The organism is Kribbella sp. NPDC051587 (genome assembly GCF_044453945.1).
Lineage (GTDB): Bacteria > Actinomycetota > Actinomycetes > Propionibacteriales > Kribbellaceae > Kribbella.
In genome coordinates, this window is record NZ_JBITDE010000001.1 from 993,977 (window position 1) to 1,015,053 (window position 21,077).

The 21,077-nt window shown below is 67.7% G+C and carries 21 protein-coding genes and 1 pseudogene; 8 read left to right on the top strand and 14 right to left on the bottom strand.

Annotated elements, in window-relative coordinates; genetic code table 11:
- Positions 1–7: 7 nt before the first annotated feature.
- A complete protein-coding gene (locus ACIA49_RS04780; RefSeq protein WP_396375747.1) occupies positions 8–2,092 on the bottom strand; it encodes a spermidine synthase in 2,085 nt (694 codons plus the stop codon).
- A 147-nt stretch (positions 2,093–2,239) separates the two neighbouring features.
- Positions 2,240–3,067 (bottom strand): serine protease, encoded by an 828-nt coding sequence (locus ACIA49_RS04785; RefSeq protein WP_396375748.1) that lies wholly within the window; start codon positions 3,065–3,067, stop codon positions 2,240–2,242.
- 291 nt (positions 3,068–3,358) lie between these two features.
- On the opposite strand from ACIA49_RS04785, the gene ACIA49_RS04790 reads away from it, so the two are divergent.
- Together ACIA49_RS04790 and ACIA49_RS04795 are read left to right on the top strand one after the other, a co-directional pair.
- Entirely contained in the window at positions 3,359–4,828 is a 1,470-nt protein-coding gene (locus ACIA49_RS04790; RefSeq protein WP_396375749.1) for an LCP family protein, read from the top strand.
- Positions 4,829–4,834: 6 nt separating this feature from the next.
- Positions 4,835–5,839, top strand: coding sequence for a glycosyltransferase family 2 protein (locus tag ACIA49_RS04795; RefSeq protein WP_396375750.1), 1,005 nt, complete (start codon positions 4,835–4,837; stop codon positions 5,837–5,839).
- Positions 5,840–5,961: 122 nt separating this feature from the next.
- Here ACIA49_RS04795 and ACIA49_RS04800 read toward each other — a convergent pair whose 3' ends face one another.
- Positions 5,962–6,663, bottom strand: a complete 702-nt coding sequence (locus ACIA49_RS04800; RefSeq protein WP_396375751.1) for a tyrosine-protein phosphatase — start codon at positions 6,661–6,663, stop codon at positions 5,962–5,964.
- Positions 6,664–6,684: 21 nt separating this feature from the next.
- Here ACIA49_RS04800 and ACIA49_RS04805 point away from each other — a divergent pair, with 21 nt between their 5' ends.
- Entirely contained in the window at positions 6,685–7,440 is a 756-nt protein-coding gene (locus ACIA49_RS04805; RefSeq protein WP_396375752.1) for a S1 family peptidase, read from the top strand.
- On the opposite strand, the gene ACIA49_RS04810 is transcribed toward ACIA49_RS04805, so the two are convergent.
- Genes ACIA49_RS04810 through ACIA49_RS04820 form a run of 3 tightly spaced genes read right to left on the bottom strand, consistent with a single transcriptional unit; the run spans position 7,437 to position 9,100 of the window.
- A complete protein-coding gene (locus ACIA49_RS04810) occupies positions 7,437–8,084 on the bottom strand; it encodes a hypothetical protein (RefSeq protein WP_396375753.1) in 648 nt (215 codons plus the stop codon). The two genes, ACIA49_RS04805 and ACIA49_RS04810, sit on opposite strands and share 4 nt — an antisense overlap.
- A gap of 18 nt (positions 8,085–8,102) precedes the next feature.
- The gene (locus tag ACIA49_RS04815) at positions 8,103–8,423 is read right to left on the bottom strand and encodes an AzlD domain-containing protein (protein ID WP_396375754.1); all 321 of its coding nucleotides are present in this window, start codon (positions 8,421–8,423) and stop codon (positions 8,103–8,105) included.
- The gene (locus ACIA49_RS04820) at positions 8,420–9,100 is read right to left on the bottom strand and encodes an AzlC family ABC transporter permease (protein ID WP_396375755.1); all 681 of its coding nucleotides are present in this window, start codon (positions 9,098–9,100) and stop codon (positions 8,420–8,422) included. The genes ACIA49_RS04815 and ACIA49_RS04820 overlap by 4 nt, the downstream gene beginning before the upstream one ends.
- 68 nt (positions 9,101–9,168) lie before the next feature.
- Here ACIA49_RS04820 and ACIA49_RS04825 point away from each other — a divergent pair, with 68 nt between their 5' ends.
- Together ACIA49_RS04825 and ACIA49_RS04830 are read left to right on the top strand one after the other, a co-directional pair.
- The gene (locus ACIA49_RS04825; protein ID WP_396375756.1) at positions 9,169–9,723 is read left to right on the top strand and encodes a helix-turn-helix domain-containing protein; all 555 of its coding nucleotides are present in this window, start codon (positions 9,169–9,171) and stop codon (positions 9,721–9,723) included.
- Between the two features lie 102 nt (positions 9,724–9,825).
- Positions 9,826–10,908 (top strand): ricin-type beta-trefoil lectin domain protein, encoded by a 1,083-nt coding sequence (locus tag ACIA49_RS04830; RefSeq protein ID WP_396375757.1) that lies wholly within the window; start codon positions 9,826–9,828, stop codon positions 10,906–10,908.
- A 51-nt stretch (positions 10,909–10,959) separates the two neighbouring features.
- On the opposite strand, the gene ACIA49_RS04835 is transcribed toward ACIA49_RS04830, so the two are convergent.
- A complete protein-coding gene (locus ACIA49_RS04835) occupies positions 10,960–11,790 on the bottom strand; it encodes an SAM-dependent methyltransferase (protein WP_396375758.1) in 831 nt (276 codons plus the stop codon).
- A gap of 196 nt (positions 11,791–11,986) precedes the next feature.
- Between ACIA49_RS04835 and ACIA49_RS04840 the strand changes: the two genes are divergently transcribed.
- Complete coding sequence (locus ACIA49_RS04840; protein ID WP_396376034.1) at positions 11,987–12,820, top strand: helix-turn-helix domain-containing protein; 834 nt, start codon at positions 11,987–11,989, stop codon at positions 12,818–12,820.
- Here the strand turns inward: ACIA49_RS04840 and ACIA49_RS04845 are convergent.
- Positions 12,817–13,305, bottom strand: coding sequence for a winged helix-turn-helix transcriptional regulator (locus ACIA49_RS04845; protein ID WP_396375759.1), 489 nt, complete (start codon positions 13,303–13,305; stop codon positions 12,817–12,819). The genes ACIA49_RS04840 and ACIA49_RS04845 overlap by 4 nt on opposite strands.
- Before the next feature lie 73 nt (positions 13,306–13,378).
- Here ACIA49_RS04845 and ACIA49_RS04850 point away from each other — a divergent pair.
- A pseudogene (locus ACIA49_RS04850) lies at positions 13,379–13,771 on the top strand (GNAT family N-acetyltransferase); the annotation flags it as partial.
- Between the two features lie 78 nt (positions 13,772–13,849).
- Here ACIA49_RS04850 and ACIA49_RS04855 read toward each other — a convergent pair.
- The 6 genes from ACIA49_RS04855 to ACIA49_RS04880 form a co-directional block, all read right to left on the bottom strand.
- Entirely contained in the window at positions 13,850–14,959 is a 1,110-nt protein-coding gene (locus ACIA49_RS04855) for an epoxide hydrolase family protein (protein ID WP_396375760.1), read from the bottom strand.
- Between the two features lie 94 nt (positions 14,960–15,053).
- Positions 15,054–15,248 carry a ferredoxin gene (locus ACIA49_RS04860; RefSeq protein WP_396375761.1) on the bottom strand — a complete coding sequence of 65 codons (195 nt, stop codon included), beginning with the start codon at positions 15,246–15,248 and terminating at the stop codon, positions 15,054–15,056.
- A 19-nt stretch (positions 15,249–15,267) separates the two neighbouring features.
- Positions 15,268–16,479 carry a cytochrome P450 gene (locus ACIA49_RS04865; RefSeq protein ID WP_396375762.1) on the bottom strand — a complete coding sequence of 404 codons (1,212 nt, stop codon included), beginning with the start codon at positions 16,477–16,479 and terminating at the stop codon, positions 15,268–15,270.
- Between the two features lie 25 nt (positions 16,480–16,504).
- Entirely contained in the window at positions 16,505–17,656 is a 1,152-nt protein-coding gene (locus ACIA49_RS04870) for an NAD(P)/FAD-dependent oxidoreductase (RefSeq protein ID WP_396375763.1), read from the bottom strand.
- Positions 17,653–18,294, bottom strand: coding sequence for a TetR/AcrR family transcriptional regulator (locus ACIA49_RS04875; protein WP_396375764.1), 642 nt, complete (start codon positions 18,292–18,294; stop codon positions 17,653–17,655). Before ACIA49_RS04875 ends, ACIA49_RS04870 begins: the two co-directional genes overlap by 4 nt.
- A gap of 5 nt (positions 18,295–18,299) precedes the next feature.
- Entirely contained in the window at positions 18,300–19,514 is a 1,215-nt protein-coding gene (locus tag ACIA49_RS04880; RefSeq protein WP_396375765.1) for a cytochrome P450, read from the bottom strand.
- 122 nt (positions 19,515–19,636) lie between these two features.
- Between ACIA49_RS04880 and ACIA49_RS04885 the strand changes: the two genes are divergently transcribed.
- The gene (locus ACIA49_RS04885; RefSeq protein WP_396375766.1) at positions 19,637–21,073 is read left to right on the top strand and encodes an MFS transporter; all 1,437 of its coding nucleotides are present in this window, start codon (positions 19,637–19,639) and stop codon (positions 21,071–21,073) included.
- Positions 21,074–21,077 lie beyond the last annotated feature (4 nt).

A 21,077-nucleotide genomic window follows, 5' to 3' on the forward strand; every position in this document is an offset into this window, starting at 1 on the left:
CTAGCAGCTAGCTCCCTACGGCCGCAGAAGATTTCGGCCGCAGCAGGAACGCTCCCAGATACAGGAGGGCGGCGATGATCAGCAGGCCGTGGAAGCCGATGATCAGCGCGGCGTATTCGAGGCAGCCGCCGAGCATCGCGCCCAACAGGTTGGCACCGAACGACGCCGTACCGTCCTCGGTGTCGGTGAAGCGTTTCGCGAAGATGACGTTGGCGGCGAAGATCGGGGTGAACGCGATGATCACCGCGACGATCGCCCGCAGGCCGAGCGGCATCGAGAGCAGCCAACTGTCGGGGAAGATCCACGACAGCACCAGACCACCGAACAGGATCGCGAACATCACCTTGATCGGTGGAGTCCGGAACCGTCTGGTGACTTCGACGGCGGCGAGCACCGCGACCAGCACTCCGGCGAACACGATCGCGTTGACGACCCACGTCGTACCGAAGAGCAGTGCGAAACCGGTGATGCTCTTGGTCTCCAGCAACATGAAGCCCGCGCCGAGCAGGAACAGATCCGTGTAGGGACGCATCCGCTTGTACGACGATCCGCCGCCCGCGATGCCGACGCCGACGATTCCCGCGACCAGGATCAATCCGAGAGTGATCAAGTACAGCGAGGGAATCCGATCCGTGAACAGGTACAGGAACGGCCGGTTGTCGGTGGCCGGCGGCGGGGTGATGTCGGTCGCGCCGGCCCAGTCGGCTGCGCAGTTCTGGTCGGCCGCGGTGAGGCCGACGGTGACGACGGCCTGCTGCAGCGAGTCGCCCATCTTGTCCACGCAGGGCTTGTGGCCGAAGGCCTTCTCGGCGGTCAGCGCGAGGCGGTCGATCAGCCAGGTCTCGCGGTAGTAGTTGTACATCGCGAACGCGCCACCCGGAGCCAGGTGGTCACGCGCGGACTCGAACGCCTGCTGGGTGAACAGGTAGCTCTCGAGCCGCAGCGAACTCGCGCCGTTGACCAGCGTCAGCGAGTCCGGCAGCGCGAGCAGGATCAGGTCGTACTTCTTGTCGGTCCGGGACAGGAACGCCCGTCCGTCGTCGATGTGCGACGACACCCGCGGGTCCTGGTACGGCCGGTCCGGGTGCAGCGCCTTGCCGATGTTGCGGATCCGCGGATCGATCTCGACCGCGTCCACATGCTTGGCGCCCTTCTTCAGCGCGATCGCGACATCCGAACCCGAGCCGGCTCCGATGATCAGCACGTTGTTCGGAGCCTTGCCGGCGTTCGCTCGCTCGTACGGCGTCCCGTACTGCGGCTCCCACGCCAACCGGGAGTCCGCCGCGATCGCCTGCTGATGCGGTACGCCGTTCACCGTGATCGTCAGCAGCGACTGACCGCGGTACTTGTCGTAGGCGGTCTGCACCTTGTAGTACGGCGACCAACTGTTCCCCGCCGTGGTCGACTCGTTGAACAGCACCCCGACCATCACCAGCAACGGCACCAGCACCAACGCACCAGTCAGTACGCCGGCCACCAGCGACTGCACTCCCCGCGGCCGTGGAATCATCAACCCGGCGAAGGCGACCGTGACGATCAGCCCCCACCAGATCGGGGGCGCGCCCAGGAACGACAGCGCCGTGAAGCTCACGATCCCGATCAGCGAACCCACCAGATCGAACCGGTACGCCGTCAGTCGTGGCAGCTCGGTGAAACAGCGGCCGACGAGTTCCGCCGGACCGGCCAGGATCACGGCCGCGGCCAGGAAGATGATCGGCAGGATCACCCAGACCGGCGGTCCCTTCGTGTCCAGGCTGGTGAAGTAGATGACGCTGGACGAGGAACCGCGCTCGACGGTGACGGGCTTCCAGGTGATCACCAGGACGAGCAGTCCGAGCATCACCGGCGAGTAGTAGGGCAGCCACTTCGCGCGGCTGGACCGCAGGATGCCGATCCCGATCCCGAGGAAGGAACCGAGCAGCACGAAGTTGGAGAAGTAGCTGAGGTGGACGACGTTCGAGCCGGTCCAGCGGATCAGCGCGAGCTCGGTGAACAGCATCAGCGCGCTGGCCGCGACCAGCCGGGTCCGGACCCCGAAAGGGCTCGGCCAGTTCGTCGTCGCTACGGGTGCAGGAGGGGATTCGACAGCCATGAGCCGGGACGTTACCTGAATCACAGTGTCCTACGTCACCCTCCCGAACCCCATTTGCCTGGCTGGCCACCCAGGTTGGGGGTTGTACACCCTGAATAAGGGTGTACAACCCCCGATTTGGCTGGCGAGCCAGGCAAATCGGGACTACTACGGGCGGGGGAGTAGGCAGCCGGCCTTGGTCAGGTCGATGGTGCGGGTGGCGGACAGGCAGGTGTAGAACCACCAGGTCTGCTGCCCGTACGCCGCACCCTGGTCGACGGTGATGTTGCCGTTGGCGTCGACCTCACACGGGTTGTTCAGCGTGCAGCGTTCGCCGTCCTCGTTGCCGGTGTTGTTGACGCCGATGACCTGACCGGTCGAGGTGCTCACGATCGGCGAACCCGACGTGCCGCCGATGGTCTCGCAGCCCGGCTGGCGGTACTTGATCGAGCTCTCCATCGTCCAGCTGGCCTCGCGCAGCTTGTAGATCGTGGACTGCACCGAGCAGGTGTAGATGCGCTTCCAGTAGCCGGAGACGACGGCCATCCCGGCGCCCGCGGCCGGCGCGGACTGGGACAGCGTCAGCGCCGGAACACTCAGCCGGGACTGGATCGCGCCGTACGTCTCGGTGAGCCGGTACAGCGTCACGTCGGTCTTGGTCATCGTCGAGTACAGGACGCGGTTGGCGTAGACCGTACCGGCCTTGCTCCCGCTCGGCCGCAGCAGCGAGAACGAGCGGCTGGACGACTTGTCCGTGATCACGACGCCCGGGCCGGGCATGCCGCCTTCGTAGCAGTGACCGTTGGTCAGGATCAGCGCCGGATCGGTGGAGACCGACGACGCGAACCGGACCAGCGAACCCGAGCAGTTACTGAGCGCCGCGATCCCGGTGAAGTCGGCACCGGGCGCCCGGACCGCGGCCGGAGCAGGAGCGGGGGCGGGCGCCGCCTGCGCAGTACCGAGGCCGGTCAGGATGGTCGCAGTGGCCGCAGCCACGGCAAAAAGGGGACGGAACAGTTTCATGGGGGGCGGTTCCTCACTGTCGATTTGGGCACCACTTTGGTAACCGATCTCAACCCCCGAACACCATCACAACCGTGTGAAACCACCCGATCACAGGGTGTACGCAGGGGTTTTCCTGCACTCCGTAGGTGGGCTGCTACTCTTCGTTTTCGGACCCGCTCCGGCTCGAACCATCGCGTCCCCCGGCACGTCGTACCAACTGACCGCCAGGACGACACGGTACGGTCGGCAACAGCCCGCCCGAGCCGAGAACGGAAGGACCTCATGCCGCAGGAGAAAGCAGACCTGCGCAACCTCAGCGAGCCGAAGCGGTTCAAGCGGGCCCTGGCATTGCTGTTGATGACCCTCGTACTGCCGGGGTCGGCGCAGATCGTGGCAGGCAGCAAACGGGCCGGGCGGTATGCCTGGCGGGTCGTCGCGGGGTTGCTCGCGATCATCGTCTTCCTGGTGGTGCTGGGGCTGATCTGGCGCTCCGGAACCATCAACCTGCTGGCCCGCCCGGGCACGCTCCGGGTCGTGCAGATCCTGCTGATCCTGCTGGCGATCGGCTGGGCCGCGTTGCTCGTCGACGCCTACCGGCTCGCGCAGCCGATGATGCTCGAGCGCAATCACCGGCTCGCGACCAGCATCCTGGACGGCGTGCTGGTGTTCGTCGTCGCCGGTGCGCTGATCTGGGCCAGCTCGTTCGTGAACACCCAGCGCGACTTCGTCGCCAGCGTCTTCGGCAACGGCCAGAAGTCGAACGCCGAGCACGGCCGCTACAACGTGCTGCTGATGGGCGGCGACTCCGGCGCGGACCGGATCGGTACCCGGCCAGACAGCATGACGGTGGCCAGCATCGACGCCGACACCGGCCGGACCGTGCTGATCGGCCTGCCGCGCAACCTGGCCAAGGTCCCGTTCCCCGCCGGTACGGCGATGGCCAAGCAGTTCCCGGACGGATTCCAGTGGAAGAACTGTGCCGCCGAGTGTCTGCTGAACGCGGTGTACACCTACGCGGCCGGCCACAAGAACCTGTTCCCGGGCGACCCGAACCCCGGTGAGACCGCGACCACGCAGGCCATCTCGGCGGTCACCGGGCTGAAGATCAACTACTACGTGCTGATCGACCTGGCCGGCTTCCGTGACCTGCTGAACGCGGTCGGCGGGATCACCCTGGACATCGGCAAGCGGGTCCCGATCGGTGGCGGCAGCTCGCCGATCAAGGGCTACATCGAGGCCGGCAAGAACCAGCACCTGGACGGTTACCACGCGCTCTGGTTCGCCCGGTCGCGGGCGGAGTCCTCGGACTACGAGCGGATGACTCGGCAGAAGTGCGTGATGTCTGCGATGCTGAACCAGCTGTCGCCGTCCACCGTGCTGACCAAGTTCCAGGGCATCGCGTCGGCCAGCAAACAAGTGGTCAAGACGAGCATCCCGGCCGGCGAGCTGGGCACCTTCACCGACCTCGCGCTGGACGCGAAGAAGCTGCCGGTGTCAAGCTTCTCCGCGGTCCCACCCCTGATCCACACCGGCAACCCGGATTTCGATCTGATCCGGACCAAGGTCGCCCAGGCGATCGAGAAATCGGAAGCGCTGGACAAGGCCGCCTCCGAAGGAGACGGTAAGACCACCAGCACGCCGAAGAGCACGTCAACCACCAAGAAGCCGAGTACGTCGACCAGCAAGCCGACGACCTCACCGACCAAACCCGCCAACGACGTCGACGACGTCGCTTCGATCTGTAAGGCCTGACCTGATATGCCGTTGTCCCAGTGGCCGCCCGTCTCCGTCGTGATGCCCGTGCTGAACGAGGAACGTCATCTCGAAGAGGCAGTAGGGCGTGTGCTCGACCAGAACTACCCCGGTGAGCTCGAGGTCGTGCTCGCCATCGGCCCGAGCAAGGACCGGACCCAGGAGATCGCGGACAAGCTCGCCGACCGCGACAGCCGGATCAGCATCATCGCGAACCCGACCGGCAAGACCCCGGCCGCGCTGAACGTCGGGATCGCGCACGCGCGGCACGACATCCTGGTCCGGGTCGACGGCCACGGTGCGCTGACCGACGGGTACATCACCCGCGCGGTCGAGGTGCTGGACGAGAGCGGCGCGGACAACGTCGGCGGTGTGATGGCGGCCGAGGGCCGGACCCCGACCGAGATGGCGGTCGCCTGTGCGTACCGCTCCCGGCTGGGTCTGGGCGCGTCGACCTTCCACCAGGGTGGCAAGGCCGGTCCGGCGGACACCGTGTACCTCGGGGTCTTCCGCCGTACGGCGCTCGAGCGGGTCGGCGGGTTCGACGAGACCATGCACCGGGCCCAGGACTGGGAGCTGAACTACCGGATCCGCAAGACCGGTGGACTGATCTGGTTCAGCCCGGACCTGTCGGTGACGTACCGGCCGCGGTCCTCGCTGTCCGCCGTGGCCAAGCAGTTCTTCCACACCGGCCAGTGGCGCCGCGAGGTGATCCGCCGGCACCCCGAGACCGCGAGCAAGCGCTACCTCGCGCCGCCGGTCGCCGTGATCGGCATCGCGCTCGGCACCATCCTCGGCATCATCGGCCTGATCACCGGCATCGCCTGGCTCGACCTCGGCTTCCTGGCCCCCCTCGGGTACGGCATCCTGCTCCTGATCGGCTCCGCCGTCGAAGGCCGCTACCTCCCGTGGAAAGCCCTCTTCTGGATGCCGCTCGTCTGCGCCACCATGCACATGTCCTGGGGCCTGGGCTTCCTCATCGGCCTCCGCGAAAAGCCCCGCACCGTCTAACCCCTGGTTAACGTCCGAAAACACGCCGACCACGCACTACGGTTCTTCGGACGCTGCGACGGGGACCTGGTTAACGTCCGAAAACACGCCGACCACGTACTGCGGTTCTTCGGACGCTGCGGTTAGGCGACGAGGCGGTGGCGGAGACGGTCGAGGTCTTCGGTGGTGAGGCCGCCGTGGCGTAGGTAGGCCTCGGGGCCGCCGTAGACCTCGTCCACGTGGTGCAGGATCGCGACGAGTGATTCGGCGCGGGTGTCGCGGAACTCGATCATCTCCGGGTGCTTGGAGACGTCCGGCTCGGCGGCCAGCTGCTCCGCCAGCCAGGGCGCGAGCCGCGACTGGGTGAGGAAGTAGTCCGCGATGATCTCGTCGCGCGGTACGCCGGCGATGCTGAGCGCCAGCGCGACGACCATCCCGGTCCGGTCCTTGCCGCCGTGGCAGTGCACGACGACGGCACCCTCGGGTTCGTCCGCGATCGCCTTCACCGCGGCCGCGAACAACGCCGGCCGCTGGTCGAGCATCCAGGTACAGGCCGCGATGATCGTCGGCTGCCCGTGCTTCGGGTCGGCCGGATCCGCGACCAGTTGCCGGACCGCGATCGGCGTACCGGTGAATGGCGTTGGCGCCTCCTGAACCTCCTCGTCCGTGCGCAGGTCCAGGATCCGGCTGACCTCGGAACGCCGTACCGCCTCGACGCCCTCGGGCGTCAGGTACTGCAGACTCTCGGAACGGATCAGTACGCCGTCCTTGATCGTGCGGCCGTCGGCGGTGGGCAACCCACCGACATCGCGGACATTGCGGCAGCCGGGCCAGTTGAGATCCATTCGGCCATTATCGTGCGAGGCATGCGACGCCAACTCCTGCTTGCCACGGCGGTCCTCACAGTCGCCGCCACATTGTCCGCACCGAATGCCAACGCCATCATCGGCGGTACGACGGTCGATCCGCCGCCGTGGATGGTCGCGGTCTCGAGCCCCGGAATGCTGCTGCGCCCGTCGGGCCAGCTCTGCGGCGGGGTCCTGGTCCGCCCCGACAAGGTGGTCACGGCCGCGCACTGCGCCAACCTGTTCAAGCTCACGCCGGGCCTGCTCCGCGGCATCTTCGGCCGCGCCGACCTGCACGGCAAAGACGGCGAAACCGTGTCGGTGAAGAAGATCTGGATCCATCCCGGGTTCAAACAAACCAAGTTCATGGGCGACACCGTCGAGCACAACGACGTCGCCGTCCTCACCTTGAGCCGCGCGGTGAATCGCGCCACGCTCCCGGTCGTCGACGCCGGCTCGGCTTACCCGGCCGGCGCACCGGCCGACGTCCTCGGCTGGGGAGGGACGTCCGAGGGCGACACCTCCAACGCCGTACTGCGTCAGGCCGTCGTACCGATAGTGGCCGACTCGACCTGTACGACGTCCTACGGCAGCTCGTTCGATGCCGGGATGGTGTGTGCCGGCACGACGCAGGCCGACACGTGTCAGTACGACAGCGGTGGTCCGTTGATCCTGGACGGCAAGCTGGCCGGGCTCACCTCCTGGGCGCACGGCTGCGCCCGTGAAGGCTTCCCCGGCGTCTACACCCGCCTGTCGGCCTTCACCCTGCCGCTCTAGCGGTCCTGCGGCCGGTCGGGGTTCGGACCCGGCTGGTACGGCGGGGGCGGGGGAAACGTGTTGGCCCCAGGCGGAGCCGGGCTGCCGGGCGGAGGTGCATAGCCCGGCACCCGACCGACCGGCTTCGGCCGGCGGCGGACCAGACCGATCACCAGCAGCACTCCCCCGAGTGCGCCGAACAGCAGCACCGAACCGATAGCACCGAAGATCGACAGGATGAACCCGGCCACGGTCGAGCGCGGACCGGCGGCGTACGTCGCGCTGGTCTCCTTGTCGGTGCACGTCACCACGTAGTCGCCGGCCGGGACCGGGTTCTCCGAGCGGGCGACGACGTACCAACTGTCCCCGTTGACGGTGATCTGCTCGGTGCCGTGCGGCTGCACGACCGGTACGTCGCCGGCCTGCGCGTCCTTGATCCGGCACGGCACCTCGAGCACCGGGATCGACGAGTAGATCGTCATCCCCTTCTCGTCCAGCGTCACCGGCGTCGCGTCCGCGCCGATGACTTGCGGCGCGACCGGTGCCAACGTGACGATCCGTACGACGAAGAACGCCGTCAGGGCAAGGCCGACCACGAAACAGCCGAGTGCGATCCAGATCAGGGTTCGTTTCGGCGCAGCAGTGGTGGCGGAGGGGCTGCTCATGGCAGCACGGTAGCCGTTTTACGGAACGCCGAGGAGTCTCAGTCCAGCAGCAGTGGCGGCGGCCGCGACGACGACCAGGATGAACGGCGCCTTGCGCCACGCGAGCACCCCACCGACCAGTACGCCGGCCGGGCGGGCGACCCCGGCCGAGCCGCCGCCGTCGGTGAGTGCGGCGGTCGCGACCAACGCGGTCAGCAGCACGATCGCGGCGGCCGCGAGCAGGCTCTGGACCCGCTCGGGGATCTCGAACCGGCTACGCAGCACCGGGCCCGCGATCCGCAGCGAGAAGGTGCCGATAGCAAGGATCACGATGCCTGCCAGCAGCAACGGAGTGTTCATCGGACGGGCTCCAAAGCAGGGGTGCGGTAGAACAGCAGGCCGGTCAGCGCGAAGAGCACTGGGAGCCCGGCCGGCAGGAACGGCGTTGTGGCCAACGCGACCACGGCTCCGACCAAGGCCGCCGTACGGGTTGATCGATCGCGGAGGGCCGGGAGGACGAGGGCCAGCAGGACTGCGGGGAAGGCTGCGTCCAGGCCGAAGACGTCGGTGTCGGTGATCACCGAACCGGCCGCCGAGCCGAGCAGGACGCCGAGGTTCCAGCAGATGAAGATGCCGATCCCACCGGCCCAGTACGCCGCTCGCCGGTGCCGCGGGTTGTCCTGGCCGAGGGCGAAGGCGACGTTCTCGTCGGTCATCAGGTGGCTGCCCAACCAGCGGCGCCAGCCGGAGCCGACCTCGTCGCTGACCGCCAGGCCGAACGCGACGTGCCGGGTGTTCACCAGCAGCCCGGCGATCATCGCGGCGATCGGGCTGCCGCCGGCGAGCACGATCCCGACGAACAGGAACTGCGACGCTCCGGCGAACACGATGATCGACAGCAGCACCGGCACCCACCAGGGCAGCCCGCCGCCGACGCTGATCGCGCCGTACGAGAGACCGACGACGCCGTCGGCCAGGCAGACCAGCCCGATGTCGCGGGCCAGCCGGGGGTCGAGTGTTCGCCAGATCGAACGCATGGACATTATGATGAACACGAGACGAGTGTTCGTCAACTCGAACGACTGGACCGATGGAGCGAACACGGATGGATAGCAAAGCCCCACTGGATGTGATCGCGGCCTCGCTGCGCCGGCACCGCGCGCGAGCCGGGCTCTCGCTGAGCGAGGTGGCCAAGCGGGCGGGGGTCGCGAAGTCGACGCTCTCCCAACTGGAGTCGGCGACCGGCAACCCGAGCGTGGAGACGCTGTGGGCGCTGGCGGTCGCGCTCGATACGCCGTTCGCCACGCTGCTCGATCCGCCGCGGCCGAAGGTTCAGCTGATCAGGGCGGGTGAAGGGCCGGTGCTCTACTCCGAGAATCCCGAGTACAGCGCGACGCTGGTAGCCTCGAGTCCGCCGTACGCGCGGCGTGACATCTACCGGATCGAGGTCAGCCCTGGGCCTGGCCGTAAGTCCGAACCGCACAACCCGGGCGTCGTCGAGCACGTCATCCTCGGCACCGGCCGCGCCCTGATCGGCCCGGCCGACGAACCGGTCGAACTCCACCCCGGCGACTACATCTCCTACCCGGGCGACCTGCCGCACGTCTTCGTCGGACTGGAGGAGCGCACGATCGCCACGCTCATTTCCGAGCACGTGTAACGTTAACTGCTCACCTCTGGACATTCCTGCGCACTTCCGCGCATCATCATCCACGAGCGCTCTGAATCGAAGTCCGCCCCACTTCGCCTTTGGAGGATGCACGTGAGACTCAAGTCCCTACTGCTCTGCGCCCTGCTCAGCCTCGGCGCTTTGGTGCCCGCGCTTCCCGCGGCCGCCATCGGCGTCACGCCCGGCACCTACGTGAACTACACCTTCGACTCGGCCTCCCTCTCCCAGGCCGAGTTCCGGATGACGATCAACGCCTCGCCCGGCCGCGCCAACGTCTACTGGGCCAACCAGTTCAGCTTCACCGCGAGCGACGTCGGTGGCTACACCGGCATGCAGACCCACCGCGACGGCGTCGGCATGTTCATCTACTCGCTCTGGAACTCGACCGACTGGCGCGTCGGCGACGCCGGCACGTATTGCATCCAGTTCCAGGAGGACGGCACCGGCGGTAGCTGCCGCCTCGACCGCACCCCGATCGCCGGCCACACCTACGCGTTCGCGATCGCCGACGAAGGCAGCGGCTGGTACGGCGTGACCGTCCGCGACCTCACCGCCGGTACGTCGTTCAAACTCGGCAGCCTGCAGACGGGAGCCGGCAACCGGATCAGTACGTCGGGCATGGTCAGCTGGACCGAGTACTTCGACTGGAACAACAGCAAGGCCACCTGCGACGACGAGCCGTACGCGAAGCTGACGATGCCCGCACCGACCAGTGGCAGCAGTACGGCGCACTTCACCGGCAGCTCGGAGAGCAGCGGCTGCGCGGCCGACAGCCAGGTGACGATCTCCGGGACAACCGCCGTACAGGAGAACGGGATCGGCAACTCGTCGTCCGGCGAGGTGCGCGGCAGCGGGGGCTGTCTGGACGTCTCGGGATCGGACGGTACGACGGTTCTGCTCTACAGCTGCACTGGTGGAGATAACCAGAACTGGGTGCACGCCGAGAACCACACGCTGCACGCACTGTTCAGCTGCCTGGACGCGAGCGCGACCCAGGCCGGAACCGTGCTCGCCTACAGCTGCCACGGCGGCACCAACCAGCAATGGACAACCGCCAGCGACGGCTCATTGCGGGTCAACGGCAAGTGCCTGACGGCGCCGACAAGTCTCGGCAGTCCAGTAACCGTTGCCGCATGCAACAATTCGGCCGGGCAGCGCTGGACGCTCCCGGTCTAGGACGCGAGGAGCCCCGGGACCAGCGAGTCCCGGGGCACTTCGACGTACTGGCTAGAGCTTGCGGCCGACAGCGCCGACGATGCACTCCTCGACCTGGTTCAGCGGCTTGAGCCGCGGGCCGTCCGGCCACCAGTCGTCGCAGAGCACCAGACCAGGGGCCACCAGCTCCTGGCCGGGGAAGAACTCCATCAGCTCCGCGCGGGTGCGGAACCGGCCGCTGCCCATCGGGCTGTGGATGAACTTGTCTTCCATCTTCTGGGCGACCTCGGTGTGCTCCGGAGTCTCCGGGTCGTAGAAGTGCGAGATCACCGTGTACGACCCGGGCACCACCGCGTCGACGTACGTCTTCATGATCTGCGCACCTTCGCTACCGATGTAGTGGTGCAGCGTGCCGGCCTGCACCACGGCGATCGGCTGGCTGAAGTCGAGGAAGTTCCGCACCTCGGGCCTGCTCAGCACCTCGTCGGGCTCGAAGATGTCGGCGCTGACGAACAGCGTGTTCTCGTTCTCCTCGAGCAGCGCGCGGCCGTGCGCGAGCACCACCGGGTCGTTGTCGACGTAGAGCACCTTGGCCTCGGGCTGGATCCGCTGCACGACCTGGTGGGTGTTCTCGGCGGTCGGCAGACCGGAACCGCAGTCCAGGTACTGCGTGATCCCCGCCTGGCCCGCCAGGAACCGGCAGGAGCGGATCAGGAAGTTCCGGTTCGACCAGGCCAGGTCCTGGGCCTGCGGCGCGGCGGCCTGGACCCCGCGCAGTACCTCGCGGTCGACCTCGAAGTTGTCCTTGCCTCCCAAGAAGGCGTCGTACACCCGGGCGATACTGGCCCTGGTGGTATCCACCCCGACCGGAACCGAACTGGGAGCCTTGCTGGAGTCGGGCATCGATGAACCTCGCAACCGTCGGGAAGTCTGTGGGAAGACTCTACTGACAGTAGGGCCTGGTGGACACGTCGTGCACGCGGGTTGCGCTGGACGTGTTTACGTTCTGTTGTGAAATGATCGCTGACGACGGTAAGAACCGAGGGGGAGGGCAGGCGTGACGGAACCGGCGTACGGCGGCCCTACCGCCCTGCGCATCATGCTGGGCGCACACCTGCGCCGGCTGCGCGAGGAAGCCGGTATCTCCCGGACCGACGCGGGCTGGGCGATCCGCGGCTCGGAGTCGAAGATCAGCCGGTTGGAGCTCGGGCGGGTCGGCTTCAAGGTCCGTGACGTCGCGGACCTGCTCGCGCTGTACAAACTCGACGACGAGGACGAGCGGGACCGCCTGCTGGGGCTGGCCCGGGAGGCGAACAACCCCGGCTGGTGGCAGCGGTACGACGACCTCACGCCGAACTGGTTCCACTCCTACCTCGGCCTGGAGATGGCCGCGGACCTGATCCGGACCTTCGAGCTCCAGTTCGTCCCCGGCCTGCTGCAGACCCCCGAGTATGCCCGCGCGGTGATCAAGATGGGCCGGCTCGAGGAACCGCTGCCGCGCGAGGAACAGGACCGCCTGATCGCCCTGCGGATGCGTCGCCAGGAAGTGTTGACGCGGCAGCGACCTGCTCGCCTCTGGGCGGTCATCGACGAGGCCGTGCTGCACCGGCCGATCGGCAGCAAGACGGTGCTGCGCAATCAGCTCGAGTTCCTGATCGAGCAGTCCCGGCGGCACAACGTGACGCTGCAGATCATCCCGTTCGGCAAGGGTGGGTACACCGCGACCGGCGGCGCGTTCACGCTGCTGCGGTTCAACGACTCCGACCTGCCGGACATCGTTTACATCGAACACTTGACCAGTGCGGTCTACCTGGACAAGCGCGAGGATCTCGACGCGTACGTCGTCACGATGGACGCACTGTCGATCGCCGGCGCACAGCCACGCGACACCGAGCGGCTGCTCCGCGCCGCCATCGAAGAGCTCGACGCCTAACTGGCGATCGTGCGCCGAACGGCACCCGGGCCCGGCCGGATCGCCACCTGGCGCGGCTCCGGCTCGTGGCCGGCATCGCAGCGCAGTACGACGCTCACGTGCTCACCGCAGTCGCGATGCCGCGGCTCGATCGGCGCACCACCCTCGGTCTCGAGGTACTGATCGCCCCACTGGATCATCGCGACCATGACCGGGTAGAGGTCCAGACCGGCCTGGGTCAGGCGGTACTCGTACCGCTCGCGCTGGCCGGGTTCGCGGTACGGCTGCCGGCGCAGGACGCCGCGCTCGATCAGCGAGGCGAGCCGGTCGGTCAGCACCTGTCGCGGAATGCCGGCCCGGATGCGGATGTCCTCGAACCGCCGGACCCCGACGAACAGCTCGCGCAGGACATGGAAGGTCCACTTGTCGCCGAGGATCTCCATCGTCCGGGAGATCGTGCAGTTCTCCGTCGAGTAGGCCATCGCCTCCGGAACCTGGGTCGTCATCCCTCGATGATAAGTCTGCTTGACAGACTTAGCCAAGTGCAGTCACGCTGAATCCGTGAACCAGACTCAGCCAGTGACCCTCCGCCGGGGCGACGAGGCCGACCTGGACGGGCTCGGGCACCTGCTCGGCGGCTTGTCCGACCTCAGTCGCTGGTTCCGGTTCCAGACCGCGATCGGCTCGCCGCCGCGCTCCGCCCTGCTGCTCCGCATGCTCCGGCCGGCGGGCGGAGCCTGGGTAGCCATCCGCGACGACCGCATGATCGGCCACGCCATGTGGGCTTGGGCCACCCTCGGCCTCCCGGACCAGGCGGACGGCCGGGTCGCCGAACTCGCTGCCGTGATCGCCGACCACGAGCAGCACCGCGGCCTCGGCATCCACATGCTCGCCGTGGCAGCCGCCGACGCCATCGCCTCCGGCGCGACGCATTTCCTCTTCGTCGTCAGCGCCGCCAACGACGCCAGCCTCCGGATGGTCCGCCGCCGCTGGCCTGATGCGGTGGCCGAACGCGACGGATCGCTGATGACGTTCGTGGCGCCGGCGCGGCTACCGGACCAGCCGAAAGAATCGCCGGATGTCGTCCACGAGCAGATCCGGTGCCTCCAGGGACGCGAAATGCCCGCCACGCCTGAACTCCGACCAGTGCACGATCCGGTGCCGACGCTCTAGCACCTGCCGGATCGCAGGGTCGGTCGGGAAGACCGCAACCCCGGTCGGTACGTCGGACCGCGCGTGCTGGTCGCTGCCTTCGTAGTACAGGTTGGCAGAGGTCGCACTGGTGTTGGTGAACCAGTAGATGGAGACGTCGAACAGGATATGGTCGAGGTCAACCGCCTTGTGGGGCAGGGGTTTCGCGGGGTCGGTCCATTCCCAGAACTTCTCGAGGATCCAGGCGAGTTGCCCCACCGGTGAGTCGCTCAACGCAGCCGCTACGGTCTGCGGCCGGGTGCCCTGGAGGTCGGCGTATCCCGTGCCGACCGCGCGCAGGCGATCCGCCGCTTTGAGCCGCTCACGCTCCGCCTCTGTCAGCTCATCCCCTGGTCGGACCTCGGGATAAGCCAGTCCCCCATTGATGTGTACGCCGGCCACGTGCTCCGGATCAGTTGCCCCGAGCAACGGTGAGACGACGGACCCCGTGTCACCGCCCTGAGCGCCGTACCGGTCGTAGCCGAGTCTCCGCATCAGCTCGGCCCAGGCCTTCGCGATCCGCAGGTGATCCCAACCGGACTCGAGAGGTACCGAGAACCCGTGGCCGGGGACGGACGGCGCGACGACATGGAACGCGTCGCGCGGATCACCGCCGTACGCGGTGGGGTCAGTCAGCGGCCCAAGGATCGGCAGGAACTCGGCCACCGACCCCGGCCACCCGTGCGTGAGCACCAACGGCAACGCATCAGGCTCGGGCGACCTCACGTGCAGGAAATGAATGTCCTGCTCGTCGATCCGCGTCACGAACTGCGGATAGCCATTCAGCCGCGCTTCCCAAGCCCGCCAATCGAACTCGATCCACCGCTCAACCACCCATCGCAAGTACTCAACCGGTACGCCGCGCGCCCACCCCTCCCCCGGCAACTCCCGAGCCCACCGAGTCCCCCGAAGCCGCTCCCGCAGCCCCGCAACCTCCGCCTCCGCCACCACAACCCTGAACTCCCGCACCCCCCAAACCTACGCCGGGCACGTGCCGCAGTGGGCGTGAACACGGTATTACCTGTTCACGCCCACCACGATGTGTTCAAGGCCCCGGGTGGGGTCAGTCCTCGACGACGATGGCCAGGGCGGGGCAGACGGCGGCGGCCTGGTGGACGTCGGCGGCGAGGGATTCGGGCGGGTTGTCGGTGAGGAGGACGACGATGCCGTCCTCGTCCCGCTGGTCGAAGACGTCCATCGCGGCCGTGACGCATTGGCCGGAGGCGACGCACTTGTCCTGATCGACGATGACCTTCATGGGTGTGCCTGCTTTCTGGTTACCAGGTGACCGGGAGCGAGTAGACGCCGTACACGCCGCCGTCGTGCTTGAACGGGACGTCGTCGAGCTCGACGGCGCGGCGCAGCGTCGGGATCCGGCGGTAGAGGGTGCCGTAGACGACCTGCAGCTCCATCCGCGCCAGTGGTTGCCCAAGGCACTGATGTACGCCGAAGCCGAAGGCGATGTGCCGGCGTGCGTCCCGGGTGACGTCGAGGGTGTCGGGGTCCGGGAACATCTCCGGGTCCCGGTTGGCGATGTCGTTGGGGAAGATCACCCCTTCGCCGGCCTTCAGGATCTGCCCGTCGAACTCGATGTCCTCCAGGATCGCGCGGCGGCGGCCCTGGTGGGTGATGGTCAGGTAGCGCAGCAGTTCCTCGACCGCCGACGAGATCAGCTTCGGGTCGTCGGTGTCGCGCAGCTTGGCGAGCTGGTCGGGATGCTCGAGCAGTGCGAGGGTGCCGAGGGCAATCATGTTCGCGGTCGTCTCGTGACCGGCGATCAGCAGCAGGACACCGATTCCGGCCGCGTCCTTGCGGGTCAGTTCACCAGCGGTGACCCGTTCGGCCAGCCCGGACAGGAGATCGTCCTTCGGGTTGGCGATCTTGTCGCCCATCAGGTCGTTCAGGTAGCCGCCGATGTTGCCGCGCGCCTTGGTCCGCTCCTCGATCGAGGCGCTGGTCCGGAGCAGGATGCTGCTGTTCTTCTGGAAGAAGTCGTGGTCCTCGTACGGAACGCCGAGCAGCTGGCAGATCACCAGCGACGGGATCGGCAACGCGAACGCCTGCACCAGGTCGACCGGCTTCGGCCCGGCCAGCAGCTCGTCGATCAGGTCGTCGACGATCTGCTGCACCTGCGGGCGCATCGCCTCCACGCGCTTGATCATGAACGGCGCGGTCACCATCCGGCGCATCCGGGCGTGATCGGGATCGTCCATCAGGATGAAGCCGATCCCGGTGTCGTCGTCCTGGCGCGGCAGGATCCGGTTGCCGGCCGGATACCCCGGCTTGTAGATGTCCGAGCTGATCCGCGGGTCACCGATCAGCCGCCGCTGGTCGTCGTACCGGGTGACCATCCAGGCGGTCTGGCCGAAGACGTCCACCTTCGTCAGCGGCGCCTCCTCCTGCAGCTCGCGCAGCTTCGGCGGCGGATCGAACGGGCAGCCGGCGGCACGGGCCATCGGATACTCCGGAGCTTGATGAGTTGCTGTCATCACGTTCCCCTTCCCCAGCGAGGGTTCACACGTGCACCAGGTGTGCCCGGTGCAGACGGGTTTGTTTGGGCATGTTCCAGCCGAGTACGGCGACTGTGCGGCCGTCGCGGCGGTAATGGGTGACGAACCGGCGCTCGTCGAGTGCGCCCTCGGCGACAACGACCTCGGCGTTGGCGCCCGGGATGCCGTGGACCTGGATCTTGGTCGCGAACTGATCGGTCCAGAAGTACGGAATCGGGGTGTAGCAACGGTTCTCGCCGAGGATGTTGGCCGCGACACAGGCGGCCTGCTCGGTCGCGTTGGTCCGATTCTCCAGGCGGAGCAGGGTGTCCAGCTCGTCGTGGCGCCACCGCGCGACATCACCGGCGGCATAGATCCCGTCAGCCGCCCGGCATTGCGCATCGCACACCACACCGTTGTCGAGAGTCAGCCCACTGTCCGCCAACCACTCCGTAGCCGGAGTCGCTCCGAGCGCGACGACCACGACATCGGCTGGCTGATGGTCACCGTTCGCCAGCTGTACGCCGGTCACCCGGCCACTCGCCGACGTCAGCCCACTGACCGCCGTACCCAATCGCAGATCGACACCCTCGGCGGTGTGCAGCTCAGCCAACAGCCCGGAGACGATCGTTCCGAACTGACTCTCCAGCGGAGCCGACTGCGGTCCCGCCATGGTGACGGAGCAACCCAGTTTGCGAGCAGTGGCAGCGATCTCGGCGCCAAGCACGCCGTCCCCGACAACAACCACTTGGGGAGAACCCACCAGGTCTTGGCGGAGCGCGTCGGCGTCGCCGAGCGTGCGGAGTACGTGGACGCCGGCGAGAGCCGCCTGTCCTGGCAGCATGCGAGCGCGGAGGCCGGTGGCGATGACGATCGAGTCGGCCGAAAGCTCGCGACCGGACTCGGTGCTCACCACGCGCCGATCCACATCCAAGGCACGGGCCGGATCGCCGAGAACGAAGTCGGCACCGAGCTTCGCGAGCATCTCCTCCGGCCGCAGCCGGGTCCGTACCTCGTCCCAGTCGCCGACCAGGTACTGCTTGGACAGCGGCGGCCGGTCGTACGGCAGGTGCGTCTCGGCACCGAGCACCGTGATCGACTCCTGATAACCCTGCCTACGCAAGGCTTCCAGCGTCGACAACCCAGCCGCCGACGCGCCCACAATCAAAACGCTCATCGGGTCACCGGCGCGGTCCAGATCCCGACGATGCCGTCGATCAGGCCGGTCGCCATGTCGTGCCAACTGGTCCGCGCGGTCGCGCGCCCCTCGGCCAGGTCGCGTTCGTGGTCCGCGATCATCTGGATGATCAGGATCCGCGCCATCGTGCCGCGCTCCATCCGCACCGGCATCGACTGCTCCCCGATGCACTCGTTGAGGGCGTCGATGATCTTCAGCATCGACCCCGGGATCAGGACCTCGTTGAAGACCTCCTCGCGCAACGCCGGATCGGTCATCAGCTGGGCGTTGAACCGCGCCATCCAGGTCGGCACGCCGCGCGACGCCAGGTAGTCGGTCGACGGGCGGACCAGGCACTCGACCCAGTCCCGCAGCTCGCGACTGCCCTGCACCGCCGCGACCATCTCCGCGCGACGCTCCTCGACCGCCGACGAGTGCCGGCGCAGGATGGCGCGGATCAGATCGGTCTTGGTGCCGAAGTGGTACCCGACCGCGGTGTTGTTGCCCTGCCCGGCCGCCTCACTGATCTGCCGGTTCGAGACCTCGTGGATCCCGCGCTCGGCGAACATCCGCTCGGCCGTGTCCAGGATCAGCTCACGGGTCGCCGACGCCTTGTCGGTCCGGACGGTCTTGGCCATCATCATCACCAGACCACCGGGACTTCCCGCAGTCCACCGACGAGCAAACCCTCGACCGGCGGCAGTTCTGCGACCGGTACGGCGAGCGCGAGCGTGGGCAGGCGACGCAGCAGCACCTCGAGCACAACCTGGAGTTCGGTCCGGGCCAACGACTGTCCGACGCACGAATGCGGTCCGGCGCCGAACGTGATGTGAAGGTTCGGACTCCGAGTCAGGTCGAGCTCGGCCGCATCGGTGAAGACGCTCTCGTCCCGGTTCGCCGCGGCCATATTGCAAATCGCGGTCGTCCCCGCGGGCAGCACGCCACCACTCGGTACCTCGACGTCCTCGTCCAGGTACCGGGTCAGACCGAAGCCGGGATTGGCGTCGTACCGGAGGATCTCCTCGACGGCCGTCCGCACCAGCGACGGATCGGCGACCAACTGCTCCCACCGGGACCGGTCGGCGAGCAGCATCGCCATCATCTTGCCGATCATGTTGGTGGTGGTCTCGTGTCCGGCGATCAGCAAACCCTTGCCGGTGGCAACGAGTGCCTCCGCGCTGAGCTTCTCCCCCGCCGCATCCGCGCCGGTGATGAGGTCGCTCAGCAGGTCGGTGCCCGGCTGCTTGCGCTTGGCCTCGACGAGCTCGGTCATGTAGGCGGTGAACTCCGCCTGTGCGGCGTCGATCTCGGCCGGCTTGTAGCGGCTGAGGCTGAGGAAGGTGTCGGACCAGTGCGAGAAGTGCTCGCGGTCGTCGTTGGGGACGCCGAGCAGATCGCAGATCACCCAGACCGGCAGCGGGTACCCGAAGGCGGCCTTGAGGTCGGCCGGCTGACCGCTCGAGATCATCTCGTCGATGAGCTGATCGGCCATCGCCTCGATCCGCGGACGCAGGGCGGCCATCCGCTTCGTGGTGAACCACTTGGTGAGCATCCGGCGCCAGCGCTGGTGCCCGTCACCGGACTGCGGGATCGGCGACGGCTCCTTGCGATCGAACACGCCGCTCGACCCCTCCGCCGAGATCCGCGCGGCCCCCTCGGCCTGCGTGGTCCGGCCGAAGCGCGGATCCGCGAGCACCTGGCGGACGTCGTCGTACCGGGTGAGGAGCGCGGCCTGGTCACCGCTCGGCAGCCGGACGTGCGCCACCGGACATTGCTGACGGAGCTCTTCCCACTCGGCCGGTGGCTCGACAGCGGCCACCGGAGGCATCGGATAGTCGATTAGGTCACGTTCGGTCACGAGACATCACCTCCGCGTTGATCTCCTCCCACCTTGCCTCGCGATCTTGTTTAAGTCAACTGCCTGACTTAGTCTTTGGTTGCAGAAACCAACTATTTATCCGTCCCCTCGGAGGCATCCCGATGTCCGCTGTCCCTGCGGCTCCGCCCGTGCGTGCTGGAGCCGTCGTCCCGGTGCTCGCATCCGCCGGCATCACCGTCGCGCTGATGCAGACCCTGGTCATCCCGGTCATCCCCGAACTGCCCCGGCTCCTGCATGCGTCGGCCGGTTCGACCGCCTGGGCCATCACCGCCACCCTGCTCGCGGCCGCAGTCGCGACGCCGATCATGGGCCGGCTCGGCGACATGTACGGCAAGCGCCGGATGCTGCTGATCAGCATCGGCCTGCTGATCACCGGCTCGATCGTCGCGGCACTCAGCAGCTCACTGATCCCGCTCGTCGTCGGCCGTGCCCTGCAGGGTTTCGCCTCCGGCGTGATCCCGCTCGGGATCAGCATCATGCGCGACGAACTGCCGTCCGAACGCCTCGGTACGGCGACCGCCCAGATGAGCGCGTCCCTCGGAGTCGGTGGCGCACTCGGACTGCCCGCTGCCGCCTTGCTGGCCGAGAACGTCAGCTGGCACGCACTGTTCTGGGTGTCGGCCGGACTCGGCATCGTCATCTTCGGCCTGGTACTGCGGTTCGTCCCCGAGTCCGCGGTCCGGTCCGGCGGGCGCTTCGACGTACTGGGTGGGGTCGGTCTGTCGATCGGCCTGATTTCGTTGCTGCTGGCAATCTCTCAGGGCGGCGACTGGGGCTGGGGCAGCACTCGGGTCCTGGCGCTGTTCGCGCTGGCGGTCGTCGCGATCCTCGGGTGGGGATGGTGGGAACGCCGTACCAGCGAGCCTTTGGTCGACCTCCGCACCACCGCGCGACCGCAGGTACTGCTGACGAACCTGGCGTCGATGGTGTTCGGGTTCGCCATGTTCGCGATGTCGCTCGTCGTACCGCAGCTGCTCCAGATGCCGAAGGCAACCGGTTTCGGACTCGGCCAGTCGATGCTCGCGTCCGGTCTGGTGATGGGCCCGTCCGGTCTCGTCATGCTCGTCACCGCGCCGCTGTCCGCGAAGATCTCGGCTGCGCGTGGACCCAAGGTGACGCTGATGCTCGGCGCCGTCGTGGTCGCCGCAGGCTACGGCGTCGGCAGCATCCTGATGAGCCAGGTCTGGCAGATCGTCCTGGTCTCGCTCCTGATCGGCGCCGGCATCGGCCTCGCGTACGGCGCGATGCCCGCGCTCATCATGTCCGCCGTACCGGTCTCGGAGACCGCCGCCGCCAACAGCTTCAACACCCTGATGCGTTCGATCGGCACCTCGGTCTCCAGCGCGGTCGCCGGCGTCATCCTCGCCCAGCTCACCATCAACCTCGGCGGCTACACCCTGCCGTCCCAGAACGGCTTCCGCACCGTCCTCATCATCGGCGCCGGCGCCGCCCTGGTCGCCCTCGCCATCGCCGCCTGCATCCCCACCCGGTCCACCGCGGACGCCGCCGAGCCGGTCGCCGTCGAGGCGACCGCGTAACCCT